Here is a 14,412-nt window from a genome sequence, read left to right on the forward strand (position 1 = left end):
AGGCGTGGCCGCCCCGTTACCGCGAGGGCACGGCGCTTTCGACCGGCGAGACGAAGCCCGCATCCGTGGCGAACGGATCGCTGACCAGCGACGGCTGGACCGAGGTCGCGGCCGGCACCGCCGTCATTGCGGCATAGGGATCGGTGAACCCCGTCGGCACGGCAGATTCGACCGGTGCGGATGCGACCGTCGCAGTCTGCATCGGCGCGGATGCGACCTGCGCGGTCGCGGTCACAGCCGGGTCGGCCGTCGGCTGCACCGCGGCGGCGGGCACGACATAGCCTTCGGGCGTTTCCTGCATCGGGCCTTCCATCGCGACGCTTTCGGCCTGCGAACGGACGATCACCTCGGTTCCCGTGGGGATCTGTTCGAACAGGTCGATAACGTCCTGATTGAACATCCGGATGCAGCCCGCCGACGTGGCCTTGCCGATGGACGAGGGGTCCAGCGTGCCGTGGATGCGGTAATAGGTGTCGACGCTGCCCTGGTACAGGTACAGCGCGCGCGACCCCAGGGGGTTCTGCATGCCGCCGGGCAGGCCGCCCGCGAACTGGCCGTAAAGCTGGGGTTCGGTCCGCAGCATGTTGTCGGTCGGGCGCCAGCTGGGCCAGGCCGCCTTGCGCGCGATCGTGGCGCGACCTTCGAAGGTCAGGCCTGCGCGCCCCACCGCCACGCCGTACCGCATCGCCTGGCCGCCGGGCTGCACGTGATAGAGGACGCGCGCATAGGGGTCGACGACGATGGTGCCGGGGGCCTCGGTGCCGTTATAGGACACCAGCTGGCGGGTGTTGCGGTCGTTAAGATAGGCAGCGCGGACGGCCGCGATGGGAATCGGCTCTCCATCCGGGCCGCGGTCGGTGCGGGCCTTGTAGATCTCGGGGATCTCGACCGGCTGCTGGGCGGTGGGGGTCGTGGTCTCTTGCGAGGGACCGCAGGCCGCCAGCCCCAGGGCCAGCGCCGCGAAAAGGGAAGCGAGGCGCATCGTTGCTTGTTCCTTGTTCATCGTCGGTCGCGCCGGCAGAGGCGGTTCCGAGGCAGCATCTGTTCTGTTGCGCCGCAAGGCGGGCGCGATTCGCATGTTCTTCCATGAGGCCGCCCGCCGATCCGCGTCAACCCCGAGCCACCCTCGACGGGGTTCGTGCCGCGTCTGCGCCCGATCTCTGTGGCGCTACGGCGTCAGGTGGATCACCTTTATGCGCCTAATGAACAACTTGGCGTGTCTTCGGGTTTCATGTGCAGGCGAAAACTTTGCGGCGATCGGGCGGGCGCCGGCGTTGCGGGTTCGCGGGTGCCCGCCTAGGCTGACCGCGATGCCCGCCGCAGGAAAGGCCGATCCGTGACCCCTTCGACAGACCCCACCACCGTCCCCGCCCGGACCGGCGCGCTGGCGCCGCTGCGCTATCGCGACTTTCGTCTGCTGTGGAGCGCGACGCTGGTGTCGAATTTCGGCGGCCTGGTGCAGGCCGTGGGCGCGGCCTGGCTGATGACCCAGCTGACCGACAGCGCCACGCTGATCGCGCTGGTGCAGGCGTCTAACACGCTGCCGATCATGCTGCTGGCGATCGGGGCGGGGGCGCTGGCCGACATCTTTGACCGCAAGACGCTGCTGATGGGTGCGCTCATCTTCATGGCGGTGGTGTCGCTGGCCCTGGCCGCGGTGGCCTGGACGGGGGGGCTGACGCCGTGGCTGCTGCTGGGCTTTACCTTCCTGCTGGGAGCGGGGCAGGCGGTCTATAACCCGCCCTGGCAGGCCAGCATGGGCGATCTGGTCGACCGGAAGGACCTGCCCGCGGCGGTCAGCCTGAACTCGGTGGGCTTCAACCTGATGCGCAGCGTGGGGCCCGCGGCGGGCGGCCTGATCGTGGCCACGCTGGGCGCGTCGGCTGCCTTTGCGGTCAACGCCATCAGCTATCTGCCGCTGCTGGGGGCGATGTCGCAATGGAAGCCCAAGCTGGCGCCGCGCATCACCACGCCAGAGCCGTTCATGGCCGCGATGGGGGCAGGCCTGCGCTATGTCGCGCTGTCGCCCAACCTGCTGCGGGTGATGTCGCGGGGCGCGCTATTCGGCTTTGCCGCCATCGCCGTGCTGGCGCTGCTGCCGCTGGTCGCCAAGAGCCACCCCGAGGGGGGGTCGCTGCTGTTTGGCGGCCTGCTGGGATGCTATGGCGTCGGCGCGATCGGCGGGGCGCTGCTGAACCCTCGCATCCGCGCCCGGCTGAACAACGAGAACGTCGTGCGCATGGCCTTTGCGGGCTTTGCGGTCTCGGCCCTGGTCTTGGGCCAGACCCAGTCGGTCTGGCTGCACGCGGCGGCGATGCTGCCGGCGGGGGCGTCCTGGGTGCTGGCGCTGTCGCTGTTCAACGTGACGGTGCAACTGTCCACGCCGCGCTGGGTCGTGGCGCGCGCACTGGCGCTGTACCAGATGGCGACCTTCGGCGGCATGGCGGCGGGCGCCTGGATCTGGGGCATGGTGGCGGGCACGCAGGGCCTTGATGCGGCGCTGACGGCCGCCGGGGGCGTGCTGCTGCTGGGGGCTGCCATCGGGTTCTGGCTGCGGGCGCCCGAATTCGGGGCGGTGGATCTGGACCCGGTGAACCGCTTCCGCGAGCCCGCGCTGATGCTGGACCTGCGGGGGCGGTCGGGGCCGATCATGGTGATGGTCGATTACCGCATCGACCAGGCCGATGTGCCGGAATTCCTGCGCCTGATGCAGCGGCGGCGCAACATCCGCAGGCGGGACGGGGCGCGCAACTGGTCGCTGCTGCGCGATCTGGAGCATCCCGACCAGTGGAGCGAAAGCTATCACATCGCGACCTGGGACGAATATGTCCGCCACAACCTGCGCCGCACCAAGTCGGATGCCGAGGTCGCGGTGGCCCTGCGCGCGCTGCACAAGGGCGACACCGACCCGCTGGTCCACCGGATGATCGAGCGTCACACTGTCGGTCCCCAGGACGACGTACCCCTGGTGGGCAAGATCGAGATCCCCTGACGGATCGTTTCCCTCTCGCCCGCACGCGCGGGTTGTGCCAGATCTGGTGCGACCCGTGGCACGAAAGGGCCGGCCGATGATCAGACTTGTCCTGTTCCTGGCGCTGATGCTGCCCGCCGCAGTGCAGGCCGGGCCCTGGCCGCGCGAGGCCGGGCGGACGTTCCTGTCGCTGTCGGGGGAACGCAATCGCGCGGACAGCAGCTATGCCTCGGTCTATGCCGAATACGGGCTGACGCCGCGCACCACGCTGGGGATGGAACTGGGCCGCGCCGACAAGGCGGAGACCAGTGCCATCCTGTGGCTGCAGCGCGCGCTGGATGACGGTCAGGGGCCGCACCGCTTTGCCATGCAATCGGGCGCGGGGGTGATCCGGCGGGACGACCTTGCCCTGCCGGTGGTCCAGGGCGCGCTGTCCTGGGGGCGCGGTTTCGACCGGGGCTGGATCACCGCGCAGGTGCTGGCCAAGATGACCGGCAGCGCGCCGGACCCGCGCGCGCCCATGCGCCCGTCCTTTGCCGCCAGCTTCCTGACCGCCGAACGGGTGATCAAGACCGACGTGACCCTGGGCCTGCGTCCGCGTGACGGGCTGATGGTCATCAACAGCCTGTGGCTGGAGCACCACCAGGACGAGGAATATTCCGCCCGTCTGATGTCGTCGCTGGTCTTCGATGTGCCCGGCCCGGTCAAGGTGGAACTGGGCATGGTCAATCCCCTGTCCGGCCCGTCCGAACAGGCCGTCCGGCTGGGCACCTGGCTGGAGTTCTGAAACCTACAGCCGGTCGCGCCAGCGGTTCACCAGCGGATAGCGGCGGTCCAGCCAGAAGGCGCGGGTCGAGATGCGCGGCCCCGGTGCGGCCTGATACCGCTTCCATTCGCTGACATAGAGCAGCTTTTCCACCTGCCGCACCGTGTCCGCATCGAACCCCCGCGCGACCAGATCGGCCAGCGACAGATCCTGTTCCACCAGCCCGTCCAGGATCGCGTCCAGTACCTCATAGGGCGGCAGGCTGTCGTCGTCGCGCTGGTCGGGGCGCAGTTCGGCCGACGGCGGCTTGGTGATGATCCGCTGGGGGATCACCTCTCCGGGCGCGCCCATCATCCAGTCGCGATGGTTGGCGTTCCGCCAGCGGCAGGTTTCGAACACCCGCGTCTTGTAGAGGTCCTTGATCGGGTTATAGCCGCCCGCCATGTCGCCATAGATGGTGGCATAGCCCACTGCGACCTCGGACTTGTTGCCGGTGGTCAGCAGCATCTCGTTGAACTTGTTGGACAGCGCCATCAGCATCACGCCGCGCAGGCGGGACTGGATGTTCTCCTCGGTGATGTCTGGGCTCGTGCCCTCCATCAGATGCGCCAGCGCATCCCCCACTGCGTCGCGCGCCCCGTCGATGCGCACAGTGTCCAGCCGCGCGCCAAGCCGCGTCGCGCAATCGGCCGCGTCCTCCAGGCTGGCTTGGGAGGTGTATTCCGACGGCAGCATCATGCAGCGCACGTTTTCCGGCCCGATCGCGTCGCAGGCGATGGTGGCGACCAGCGCGCTGTCGATGCCGCCCGACATGCCCAGCACCACCTTGCGGAACCCCGACTTGCGCAGATAGTCGCGCAGGCCCAGCATCATCGCATGGTAATCCTGCTCCCACGCGTCGGGTTGGGGCGCCATCAGGCCCGGTTCGGCCTGCCAGCCATCGGGGCCATGGGTAAAGTCGACATGCACCACCGCCTCCTGAAAGGCGGGTAGCTGCACGACCTTGTGGCCGCCGGGGTTCAGCACGAAGCTTGCCCCGTCATAAAGCTGGTCGTCCTGGCCGCCGACCATGTTCACATAGACCAGGGGCAGGCCCGTCTCGACCACGCGGCCGACCATGTGGCCCATGCGCAGGTCCAGCTTGTCGCGGTGATAGGGGCTGCCGTTCGGCACGACCAGGATCTCGGCCCCGGTCTCGGCCAGGGTCTCGGCCACGTCCGGGTACCAGCTGTCCTCGCAGATCGGGCTGCCGATGCGGGCCGCGCCCACCGGATAGGGGCCGCTGATCGGGCCGCTGTCGAACAGGCGCAATTCGTCGAACAGCTGCTTGTAGGGCAGGTGATGCTTCAGCACGCGCGCCACCAGCGCCCCGTCCCGGAACACCCACCACGCGTTGTAAAGACGGCCGCCGTCGCGCCACGGCCCGCCGATGCCGATGGCGGGGCCGCCCGTCAGCGACGTGCCAAGCGCCATGATCGCATCCTCGGCCTGGGCGGTGAAGGCGGGTTTCAGCACCAGGTCCTGGGTCTGGTATCCGGTGATGAACATCTCTGGCAGGGCCAGCATGTCGGCGCCGGCGTCGCGCGCCTGTTCCCAGGCATCGCGCGCGCGGGCGGCATTGCCGTCCAGGTCGCCCACGGTGGCGTTCAGTTGCCCGATGGTCAGGCGGAAACGGTCGGTCATCACGGGCACCCCGGTTGTGTGGCCCCTTGGATAGAGGATCGCCCGGCCAAGGAAAAGTCGGCCTTTGCGCATGGGTGCCTTCCGGGGTAAACCTGCGGCAAAACACCGTAAGGGGCGACAGGCGATGAAAGCGGCAATCGGAACGGCCTTGGCATTGGCGATCTGGGCAGGCCCTGCGGCCGCTCAGGTCATCACCAAGCAGTACGACGATGGCGGCGTCTACGAAGGCACCTTCCGCAACGGGCTGCAGCACGGCCAGGGCAGCTATGTCCTGCCCAACGGCTATCGCTACGAGGGGGACTGGGTCGAGGGCCAGATCATGGGCCAGGGCCGCGCCGCGTTTCCCAATGGGTCCGTGTATGAGGGCCAGTTCGCGGGCGGCAAGCCGCATGGCCAGGGCAAGATCACCTATGCCGACGGCGGCACCTACGAAGGCGCCTGGGCCGAGGGAGAGATCACCGGGCAGGGCGTCGCCCGCTATGCCAACGGGTCCGTCTACGAGGGCCAGTTCGTCAGCGGCCTGCATCAGGGGCGCGGCGTGCTGACTCAGGCCAACGGCTATCGCTACGAGGGCGACTGGAACGCCGGCGTCAAGGAGGGGCAGGGCAAGATCACCTATCCCGACGGCGCCACCTACGAGGGCGCGATGCTGGCCGGCCAGCGCGCGGGCCAGGGCAAGCTGGTGATGTCGGACGGGCTGACCTACGAGGGGGTCTGGGCGGCGGGCCAGATGTCCGGGTCGGGGGTTCTGGTCCAGCCGACGGGCGACCGGTACGAGGGCCAGATGCAGGGCGGGCGCCGGCAGGGCAAGGGTGTCGCGACCTATGCCAACGGCGACGTCTATGACGGCGATTTTGCCGATGACCGCCGCCACGGCCAGGGCACGTTCACCGGCGCGGACGGCTATGTCTATGTCGGCGAATGGTCCGAAGGCCGCATGGAGGGCCGCGGCCAGATCACCTATCCCGACGGGTCCGTCTATCTGGGCCAGATGCGCGCCGACCGGCCCGACGGCACCGGCAAGATCACCTATGCCGACGGCTCGACCTACGAGGGCCAGTGGTCCGAGGGCGTGATCGAGGGCGAGGGCAAGGCCAGCTATGCCAACGGCATGGTCTATGAGGGGGGCTTTCGCAACGCGCGCAACGACGGGCAGGGGCGCATGTCCTATCCCGACGGCTATGTCTATTCCGGTGCCTGGAAGGACGGCCAGCGCCACGGCGAGGGGCAGGCCACCTATCCCGACGGCACGGTCTATACCGGCAGCTTCGTGGACGGGCTGCGCGAGGGCCAGGGCCGCCTGACCACGCCCGACGGGTTCATCTATGAAGGCGGCTGGAAGGCGGGAGAGATCGACGGCACCGGCGTCGCGGCCTATGGCAACGGCGACCGGTACGAGGGCACCTTTGCCGCGGGCAAGCGCCAGGGGCAGGGCGTCATGCGCTATGCCACCGGTCAGATCGCGTCGGGCGAATGGCAGGACAACCGCCTGATCGAGGCCGACCAGGGATCGACCGACATGGCCCCCACCGAAGACGCGCCCGACCTGCCGGCCGAGGCCCCGTGACCGCGTTCCGCCGCGCCACCGCGGCCGACCTGCCCGCGATCCTTGCCCTGCTGGCCGACGATCAGTTGGGCGCAGGGCGAGAGAACCCGGCGGATGCCGCGCGGTATCGTGCGGCCTTCGACCTGATCGACGCTGATCCGGCGCAGCTGCTGGCCGTGGCGCAGGACGGGGACCGGGTGGTCGGCACCCTGCAACTGACCTTCATCCCGGGGCTGGCGCGCAGCGGCGCACTGCGTGGCCAGATCGAGGCGGTGCGCATCGCCCGCAGCCATCGTGGCGCGGGCCTGGGCCGGGCGATGATGGACTGGGCCATCGCGGAATGCCGGGCGCGGGGCTGCGCGCTGGTGCAACTGACGACGGACCGGTCGCGCACGGATGCGCACCGGTTCTATGACGGGCTGGGGTTCGTCCCGTCGCATGTCGGATACAAGCTGGCGCTGGACTAGCGGGCGTCGTCGTTCGAAAACAGGCCGGTCAGCGCGCGGCTGACCAGGTTTCCGACCTTGGGCCGGGGCTGGGACAGGAACGGCAGCGGCCGGCAGACCTCCATCGCGGCGATGCCCACGCGGGCGGTCAGCGCGCCGTTCACCAACCCTTCGCCGAAACGGCGCGACAGCTTGGCCAAAATGCCGCCCCCCGCCATCGTGTGGATCAGGTCGTCCCCGGCCGCCACCGCGCCGGTGGCGATCAGATGCGTCATCACCGTCCGCGCCAGGCGCCAGCCGCCGACGGCACCGGCGCGCCCGCCATAGATTTCGGCCATGCGGCGGATCATGCGCAGGTTCGCGGCCAGGGCGGCCGCAACGTCGGCCAGGGCCAGCGGGACCAGCGCGGTCGTCGCGGCGACCGTCCGGGCGGCGGCCTCGATCTCGCGGCGCGCCTGCTGGTCCAGCCCGGCCAGCAGCTCCGTCTCGGCCAGGGTCAGCAGGGCCTGGGCGTCAAAGGTTTCGGCCCGGCGGTCGGCCAGGCGCTGACGCTGCCACTCCATCTCGGGGCGCTTGGCATAGAGGGCGACCAGGCCGTCGGCAACCGCCTTGGCCTGATCCAGGCTTTCGGCGGCCAAGGCGGCGCCGGCCTGCCGCTGCAGCGCGTCGATCCGGGCCATCCGCCGCCATGCCCGCCATTCCCGCAGCGCCATCCCCAGAGCCGCGATGGTGAAGACCGCGAACAGCGTGACGGCGATCCAGCCCAGCAGCGGATAGCGGGTCATCAGCCCGTCAATGAAATCCAGCGCCATCACGCCCAGAAGGAAAGTGAACAGCGCCGCCCCGGCATTGATGAACAGCCGCGTTAGGCGCGACGGCGGCCGCCCGACCAGGCGGGCCACCATCTGCATGGTGCGCGGCTGGGGCAGCGGGGCGTCGCTGATGTCGATGGCAGGGGCATCGGCGGGGCTTGGGGCGTCGTCCGCGCGGGTTTCCGTGCGGGGCGGCCGCGGCCGGGTGCCCGTATCGTCGTCCAGGGGCATCAGGACCGGGCCGCGCGGGCGTTTGGGGGCGTCTGTCACAGGCGGTCTCCGATCAGGAATTCGGCCGCGCGGTCCAGCCGGATGTGGGGCGGGCCGTCGCCCGGACGCGTGGTCAGGGGGGCGGGGGCAAAGTTCATGATCGCGTAATCGGCATCCAGCCACGCCTGCGCGCCCTGCCGTGCGGGATGCAGCAGCACCGCGGGGTCGGTGGGCAGTTCGCCCGGAAAGAACGCGGCCTGCCGCCCGTCCAGCAGGCGTCCGCGCACGGCGGGCAGGTCGCCGTCGGGCTGGGCGATCATGTCCTCGGTCGTGGCGCGCAGGGCGGCGATTGCCATCGCCTCGGTCCGGGCGCCCTGGAAATCGGCGCGGTCGCGGGCCTCGCGCAGCATGGCGGACAGGATCGCGGTCAGGCGGTTGTGCTGGGTGTGATGCAGGTGGTCGGCCTTGGTCGCGGCGAACAGGATGCGTTCGACCCGCCGCGTGCCCAGAAGCTGGCCCAGCCAGCCTGCGCGGCCGGGGCGGAAGGCCGACAGGATGTCTGCCATGGCGCGGCGCATGTCCTCGACCGCCTGGGGGCCCTGATGGATCGCGCCCAGGATGTCGACCAGCACCACCTGGCGGTCGATGCGGGCAAAGTGGTCGCGAAAGAAGGGCCGGATCACCCGCGACTTGTAGGCATCGAACCGACGGCGGAATTCGCGGCCAAGCCGCGTGGCCTGCAGGTCGGGCGGCAGGGGCGCAAAGGTCAGGGCGGGCGATCCCGCCAGCTCTCCGGGGATCAGGAACCGGCCGGGCGTGCAGTCCGACCAGCCCGCGTCGCGCGCCGCGTTCAGATGCGCGGTATAGATGTCGGCCAGCTGCTGGGCCTGCGGTTCGGTGAAGCCGTCATCGCGGGGCAGCGCCTGCAGCGCGGTCAGGAACCGGTCGGCGCCGGGGCGGCCCGCGATGCGGTCCAGCACCTCGGTCGACCATTGCGCAAAGTCGCGTTCCATCAGGCGCAGGTCCAGCAGCCATTCGCCGGGATAATCGACGATGTCCACATGCAGGTTGCGCGCGCCGCGCAGCCCCCCGAACATGCCGCCGCCCTGCAGGCGCAGCGACAGGCGCAGCTGGCTGACGTGACGCGTGCCGTCGGGCCAGTGCGGATCGGGCCCGGTCAGCGCGGCCAGGTGGCGTTCGAAGTCGAAGCGGGGGATGGTGTCGTCGGGCTGGGGCTGCAACCACACCGCCTTGAGCCGCCCGTCGGCGGCGGCGCGCAGCGACGACATGCGCCCGCGTTCCAGAAGGTTCGCCACCAGCGAGGTGATGAACACCGTCTTGCCGGCCCGCGACAGGCCCGTCACGCCGATGCGGATCACCGGATCGGACAGGCCCAGCCCCTCCATCACGTCGCTGCGGATACCCATGTCTGCCCCTGTTCGTTTCGCGACACCCAACGCCGCGGGTGCAAGATAGGTCCGCGGAGGCGCGATGTGTAGCGGCGCGATTGTGCCCGGTGCCCCGGCGGCGCTAGAAGGCGGGCATGACGGATGCCCTGCCCATCGACGACGCCCTGCCTGCGCTGTGCGCGGCGATCCGCAGCCACGGCCGCGCGGTGCTGGTGGCCCCGCCCGGCGCGGGCAAGACGACGCGGGTGCCGCTGGCGCTGATGGATCAGGTCGCGGGCCGCATCCTGATGCTGGAGCCGCGCCGTTTGGCCGCGCGCGCCGCTGCCGAGCGCCTGGCGCAGTCCCTGGGCGAGGCCGTGGGCGGGCAGGTCGGATACCGGATGCGCGGGGAATCGGTTCGGGGCAGCCGCATCGAGGTGGTGACCGAGGGCATCCTGACGCGGATGATCCAGACCGATCCCGCGCTGGAGGGCGTGGGCTGCGTGATCTTCGACGAGTTCCACGAGCGCAGCCTGAACGCCGATCTGGGGCTGGCCCTGGTTTGGGAGGCGCGGGGCGCCCTTCGCGAGGATCTGGCGGTGCTGGTGATGTCCGCCACCTTGGACGCGGGGCCGGTGGCGGCAATGCTGGACGACGCACCCGTGGTGACGTCCGAGGGGCGGGCCTTTCCGGTCGAGACGCGCTGGCTGGACCGGCCCCTGCCCGCGGGCGGGCGGTTGGCGGACGATGCCGCGCGTCTGATCGCAAGGGCTTATGACGAGACGCGCGAGACCGGCGGCACGATCCTGGCCTTTCTGCCCGGAGAGGGAGAGATCCACCGCGTGACGGCGGCCCTGTCGGGGACGGGCTGCGAGGTGCTGCCCTTGTATGGCGCGCTGCCGGCCGCGGCGCAGCGCGCGGCGCTGGCCCCGCCGGGAGCCGTGCGGCGGATCGTTCTGGCGACGGCCATTGCCGAGACCTCGCTGACGATCCCCGGCGTGCGGGTGGTGGTGGATGCGGGGCGCGCGCGGCGTGCCCGGTTCGATCCGGGCAGCGGCATGTCGCGCCTGGTGACCGAGCGGGTCAGCCGCGCCGAGGCCGAGCAGCGGCGCGGCCGGGCGGGGCGGGTGGCACCGGGCATCTGCTATCGCATGTGGGCGCGGGCCGAGGAGGGGGCGCTGCCGGCTTACGCGCCACCCGAGATCGCCGTGGCCGACCTGACCGGGCTGGCGCTGGAGCTGGCCGTCTGGGGGGCGGGGGCCGCCGATCTGGCGTTCCTGACGCCGCCGCCGGACGCCGCGCTGACCGAGGCGCGCGCGCTGCTGGCCGATCTGGGCGTGCTGGATGCGGAGGGGCGGATCACGGCGCATGGCCGGGTGCTGGCACGGCTGCCGCTGCATCCGCGTCTGGCGCATATGCTGGCGCTGGCGGGGCCGGCTGCCGCCGAACTGGCGGCGCTGCTGTCGGACCGCGACCCGCTGCGCGGGGCGGGGGCCGATCTGGAGCATCGCCTGCGCGCGATCCGCGATCCGGGTACGCGTGCGGCATTCGAGGTGAACCGGCAGGGCATCGAGAGGATCAGGGCCGAGGCCAAGCGGTTGCGGCGGCTGGTTGCGTCCCGCGACGGCGGGGGGGACGATGTCCCCCCCGCACCCCCCCTGTCTGCCCTGTCGGCGGGCGGCATGGCCTCGCTGGCCTATCCCGACCGGATCGGGCTGCGTCGCAAGGGTGACGACGCGCGGTTCGTGCTGTCGGGCGGTAAGGGTGCGGTGCTGGCGTCAGAGGACAGTCTGGCGGCGCAACGGATGATCGTGGCGCTGGATCTGGACGGGGATCAGCGCGAGGCGCGCATCAGGCTGGCCGCGCGACTGGACGAGGCTGATCTGCGCGCGCTGCATGGCGACCGGATCGGCCAGCAGGCCCTGTGCGAATGGTCGCGCCGCGAGGGTCGCGTCATCGCCCGCCTGCAGGAGAGGCTGGGCGCGCTGGTGCTGTCGGACCGGCCCTGGCCCGACGCCCCGGCCGAGGCGATGGCTGCGGCCGCGTTGGAGGGATTGCGCCTGGACGGGCTGCCGTGGACCCCGGCCGCGGCGCGTCTGCGGGCGCGGATCACGCTGGTGCCGGACCTTGGCTCTGTGGCGGATGCCGACCTGCTGTCGGATGGCGACTGGCTGCTGCCTTGGCTGGGCCGGGTGCGGACGCTGGCCGATCTGCGCGGGCTGGACCTGGTCGAGCCGCTGAAGGCGCGGATCGGATGGGCAGGCCAGCAGCGGCTGGACCAGGAGGCGCCGGGGCAGTTCACCACCCCCCTGGGTCGCCGCGTGCCGATCGATTACGGGGGCGCGGACCCGTCGATCGAGCTGCGCCTGCAGGAGCTGTTCGGCGTCACCCGCCATCCGGCGGTGGGCGGGCGGCCGCTGCGGATCACGCTGCTGTCGCCGGGCGGCAAGCCGGTGCAGGTGACGATGGACCTGCCGGGATTCTGGGCCAGCTCCTATGCCGATGTCAGAAAGGACATGCGTGGCCGCTATCCGCGCCATCCCTGGCCCGAGGACCCGACCGCGGCCGATCCGACGGTGCGGGCCAAGCCGCGCGGCACCTAGTCGATGGGGCGGATCAGCTTGGCGTCCAGAACGCGCAGCACCTGGGCCAGGTCGTGGCCGCGTTTCAGGATGCGCCCATCCATCGCGATCACGGCATAGGCGCCCTGGGCCGCACGCAGCCGAGGACGCTTTTCGATCCGGTAGAGAGGATGTTCAGCGGCGCGGCGAAAGACGCTGAACACCGCCGCGTCGCGCAGAAAGGACATGCCGTAGTCGCGCCATTCACCCGCGGCCACGAAGCGGCCGTAGGTCGACAGGATCAGGTTCAGTTCCCTGCGGTCGAACACCACGCGGTCGGCATCGGGCGGGATCGCGTTCATCATGTCGGAATGGTGACAGCCCGCCGCGGCCGGCGCAACGCCAAACGGGTCAGAAGCAGCTGACCTTGGTGATGCGTCCGTTCACGCCGTATTCGATGTTCAGCCGGTCAGGGCGGAAATCGGCGGTGACCATGTCCTCGGGGCCGATGACGCGGGTGCCCAGGGGAAAGTTCATCGCCGACAGGGCCGTGCGGGGCTGGCCGATCAGGCCCTGATAGCCGGCGGCGCCGCATTCGTCGACGACCGGGGGCGGGGTCGGCTCGACATAGGCGGGTTCGCAGGCGGCAAGGGCTGTCGCGGCAAGGATCAGGGCAAGCGTGGTCTTGTGCATGGGGGTCATCCGCAATCGATCTTGGTGATGGTGCCGGTCGCATCCAGGCGGAAGACGAGCCGGTCGGGGTCATAGTCCTGGGGTTCGATCCCGCGATACTCGACCACGCGATAGGCGCCGGGCAGGCCGAGCGTCGGGATCGTGCTGCCGGGCTGGCCCACGCTGGAGGCGTAGCTGCTGGCCTTGCACAGGTCGGGCTTGCGTTCGGTCACCCCGGTGATGCCGGTCGTCGCAGCGGGCAGGTCCGCCACCACGGGTGCCGCCGGGAAGGGGGCCGCGGCCGGATAGGGCGCCGTCGGATAGGGGGCCGGTGCGGGTGCCGCATAGGGCGCGGGCGCGGCGGCATAGGGCGCGGGCGCATAGCCGGGCTGGACCGCATAGGCAGGCCCCGCATAGCCGCCCGCGGGCGGCATGCGGTTCGGCGACGACGCGCAGCCCTGCACGGCCAGCGCCATGCCGGCGGCCATCGCGGCCCGAATCGTCCAGTCCTTGCTGATCATCGCCTGTCACCCCTGCCGGTCCTGTTTCCGGACCTTGTTCCCGCCAGCATAGGCCGCGCCCCCGGCCTTGAGAAGCGGGGTGATGGATCACGTTTCGATCATCGCAGGAATGCAACAGCCCGTGGGCGCGTCGCCCCCTCAGGCGGCCTGCAGGCCGTAGGCCGACAGGAACAGTGCCGCCGCGTCGCGGGCGATCCGCGCGACCTGCGCGTCGGGCAGCGTGGTGCCGGTCAGCAGGGCGGGCTGCTGGACCTGCCCGGTGATCAACGCGACCAGCTGGCGGGCGGATTGACCGCTGTCATGGTCGCTGATTTGCCCCGCGGCGATCCAGCCGTCGATGATCTGTGCCAGGGGGGCCGCGACGCGGTTGGCCAAGGCGTCGTCATAGTCGCGCGCGTCGTCGGGAAAGCGCGTCGATTCGGCGGTCATCACCCGCAGCAGGCTGAGCCGCGGTTCCGACAGCGCCCATGTCGCCAGGTCCGACAATACCCGCGGCAACTCGGTCCGGGCTTGGGACGCGGGGTCGGCCGCGAAGGGCTGCTGGCGGAAGGCGCTGTCCATCGTGGCGCGCAGCACCTCGCGGAACATCAGAGATTTGTCGGGGAAATAGCTGTAGAGCGTCGCCTTGGATACCCGGGCGGACCGGGCGATGTCGTCGACGCTGGCGGCCGCATAGCCGTCGCGCAGAAAGATGACGGCAGCTCCGTCACGGACCTGATCGAACTTGCGGCCCCGCGTGATGCCGGGGGCCGGTGCATGGGTGGTATCGGTCTTCATTCTTCTTCCTTGGTTTCCATCCAAACACCGCGGATAGAGAGGCGGTTTCCCTATCAGCA

General features: G+C 70.5%; 13 protein-coding genes. 5 read left to right on the forward strand and 8 right to left on the reverse strand.

The window, feature by feature from the left end; translation table 11 throughout:
* Positions 1-16 precede the first annotated feature (16 nt).
* Positions 17-982, reverse strand: coding sequence for a L,D-transpeptidase (locus tag F1642_RS10185; RefSeq protein ID WP_194886162.1), 966 nt, complete (start codon positions 980-982; stop codon positions 17-19).
* Positions 983-1,336: 354 nt separating this feature from the next.
* On the opposite strand from F1642_RS10185, the gene F1642_RS10190 reads away from it, so the two are divergent.
* Entirely contained in the window at positions 1,337-2,992 is a 1,656-nt protein-coding gene (locus tag F1642_RS10190; RefSeq protein WP_370582852.1) for an MFS transporter, read from the forward strand.
* A 76-nt stretch (positions 2,993-3,068) separates the two neighbouring features.
* Entirely contained in the window at positions 3,069-3,758 is a 690-nt protein-coding gene (locus tag F1642_RS10195; protein WP_194886163.1) for a hypothetical protein, read from the forward strand.
* A gap of 3 nt (positions 3,759-3,761) precedes the next feature.
* On the opposite strand, the gene F1642_RS10200 is transcribed toward F1642_RS10195, so the two are convergent.
* Positions 3,762-5,420, reverse strand: coding sequence for an NAD+ synthase (locus F1642_RS10200; protein ID WP_194886164.1), 1,659 nt, complete (start codon positions 5,418-5,420; stop codon positions 3,762-3,764).
* 124 nt (positions 5,421-5,544) lie between these two features.
* Between F1642_RS10200 and F1642_RS10205 the strand changes: the two genes are divergently transcribed.
* On the forward strand, positions 5,545-6,987 hold the full coding sequence (locus tag F1642_RS10205; protein WP_194886165.1) for an MORN repeat-containing protein: 1,443 nt from the start codon (positions 5,545-5,547) through the stop codon (positions 6,985-6,987).
* The gene (locus tag F1642_RS10210; RefSeq protein ID WP_370582854.1) at positions 6,984-7,433 is read left to right on the forward strand and encodes an N-acetyltransferase family protein; all 450 of its coding nucleotides are present in this window, start codon (positions 6,984-6,986) and stop codon (positions 7,431-7,433) included. The genes F1642_RS10205 and F1642_RS10210 overlap by 4 nt, the downstream gene beginning before the upstream one ends.
* Here F1642_RS10210 and F1642_RS10215 read toward each other — a convergent pair.
* Positions 7,430-8,494 (reverse strand): YcjF family protein, encoded by a 1,065-nt coding sequence (locus F1642_RS10215; RefSeq protein WP_084693825.1) that lies wholly within the window; start codon positions 8,492-8,494, stop codon positions 7,430-7,432. The two genes, F1642_RS10210 and F1642_RS10215, sit on opposite strands and share 4 nt — an antisense overlap.
* Positions 8,491-9,861: a YcjX family protein gene (locus tag F1642_RS10220; protein ID WP_046000766.1), complete on the reverse strand. Its 1,371-nt coding sequence runs from the start codon at positions 9,859-9,861 to the stop codon at positions 8,491-8,493. The genes F1642_RS10215 and F1642_RS10220 overlap by 4 nt, the downstream gene beginning before the upstream one ends.
* A gap of 116 nt (positions 9,862-9,977) precedes the next feature.
* Here F1642_RS10220 and hrpB point away from each other — a divergent pair, with 116 nt between their 5' ends.
* Complete coding sequence (gene hrpB / locus F1642_RS10225; RefSeq protein ID WP_194886167.1) at positions 9,978-12,425, forward strand: ATP-dependent helicase HrpB; 2,448 nt, start codon at positions 9,978-9,980, stop codon at positions 12,423-12,425.
* Here the strand turns inward: hrpB and F1642_RS10230 are convergent.
* From F1642_RS10230 to F1642_RS10245, 4 genes are all read right to left on the reverse strand, one after another.
* Positions 12,422-12,748 carry a DUF2794 domain-containing protein gene (locus tag F1642_RS10230; RefSeq protein ID WP_045983091.1) on the reverse strand — a complete coding sequence of 109 codons (327 nt, stop codon included), beginning with the start codon at positions 12,746-12,748 and terminating at the stop codon, positions 12,422-12,424. The genes hrpB and F1642_RS10230 overlap by 4 nt on opposite strands.
* 46 nt (positions 12,749-12,794) lie before the next feature.
* Entirely contained in the window at positions 12,795-13,076 is a 282-nt protein-coding gene (locus F1642_RS10235) for an I78 family peptidase inhibitor (RefSeq protein ID WP_045983098.1), read from the reverse strand.
* A 5-nt stretch (positions 13,077-13,081) separates the two neighbouring features.
* Positions 13,082-13,576: a hypothetical protein gene (locus F1642_RS10240; protein WP_194886168.1), complete on the reverse strand. Its 495-nt coding sequence runs from the start codon at positions 13,574-13,576 to the stop codon at positions 13,082-13,084.
* A gap of 138 nt (positions 13,577-13,714) precedes the next feature.
* Positions 13,715-14,353: a TetR/AcrR family transcriptional regulator gene (locus tag F1642_RS10245; protein ID WP_194886169.1), complete on the reverse strand. Its 639-nt coding sequence runs from the start codon at positions 14,351-14,353 to the stop codon at positions 13,715-13,717.
* Positions 14,354-14,412: the final 59 nt, after the last annotated feature.

This window comes from Paracoccus sp. NBH48 (assembly GCF_015390265.1).
GTDB lineage: Bacteria > Pseudomonadota > Alphaproteobacteria > Rhodobacterales > Rhodobacteraceae > Paracoccus > Paracoccus marcusii.